General features: G+C 62.1%; 2 protein-coding genes. Both read right to left on the bottom strand.

What is annotated here, in order from left to right:
• Positions 1-547: carbohydrate ABC transporter permease (locus EN745_RS35050; RefSeq protein WP_145992338.1), on the bottom strand; the 547-nt coding region annotated here is incomplete at its 3' end.
• 8 nt (positions 548-555) lie between these two features.
• The coding region (locus EN745_RS35045) for a sugar ABC transporter permease (RefSeq protein WP_145992337.1) at positions 556-1,140 on the bottom strand (585 nt) is incomplete at its 5' end.

The following is a 1,140-nucleotide window of genomic DNA, read 5'->3' as shown; positions in this document are numbered from 1 at the left end:
CCGACAGACCGTCGATGCGCCCCGCATTCTTCAGATCGTCGGACACCTGCTTCATGAACTCCGACAGAATGAAGATGGCGAGCGGCAGGCCTTGCGCGGTGTAGACCAGGATCAGCGCTGTCAGCGTGTTGACCAACCCGCTTGCCACCATCAGTTGCAGGATGGCGACCGTGCCAAGGCGGATCGGGATCATGATGCCGAGCGCCAGGTAGAGCCCCATCATCGTGTTGCCGCGGAAGCGGTATTCCGACAGCGCGAAGCCGGCCATGGCGCCGAACAGCAGCACGAAGAACAGCGAGGCGACGGTGACGACGAGGCTGTTCTGGAAATAGTGGATGAAGTCACCTTGGCCGATCACCGTGGTATAGCCGGTCAGGTCGAAGGTCTTCGGCGTCGGCGGCGTCAGCGGCGCGCCGAAGATCGCGGCGCGCGACTTGAACGAATTGACGATGACCAGGATGACCGGAAACAGCGCGATCGCCGTATAGGTCAACAGGACGGCGTGGGCGCCGATGGTGCGGGGAAGCGAATGGGTTGCAGTGCTCATGGCGCGCCTCAGAACTGATACCGACGCAGGCGCGTCTGGATGAGGAACAGGTAGACGCAGACGCCGCCGAGGATGATCAGGAACATCATCGTGGCGATCGCGGCGCCCATGTTGGGGTCGCCGACCTGCAGCTGGAAGCCGAAGAAGGCGCGGTAGAGGAAGGTGCCGAGGATGTCGGTCGAATAGTTCGGCCCGGCGAGCGCCCCTTGCGCGGTGTAGATCAGGTCGAACGCATTGAAATTGCCGACGAAGGTGAGGATCGAGATGATGCCGATCGAGGGCAGGATCAGCGGCAGCTTGATCTTCCAGAACTGCGCCATGCCGGTGACGCCATCGCATTCGGCGGCCTCGATCACCTCGTCCGGGATCGACAGCAGCGCGGCATAGATCAGCATCATCGGGATGCCGACGAACTGCCAGACCGAGACAAGACTGAGCGCGGTCAACGCATATTGCTCCTTGCCCAGCCAAGGCGTGAACAGGCTCTTCAGGCCGACGAAATCGAGCAAATGCGGCGCCACGCCCCACAGCGGCGACAGGATCAGCTTCCAGGCGAAGCCGACAATGACGAAGGACAGGATGGTCGGCACGAA

This window comes from Mesorhizobium sp. M4A.F.Ca.ET.022.05.2.1, assembly GCF_003998845.1.
Taxonomy (GTDB): Bacteria; Pseudomonadota; Alphaproteobacteria; order Rhizobiales; family Rhizobiaceae; genus Mesorhizobium.
This window is presented reverse-complemented; position numbering and strand designations above follow the sequence as displayed.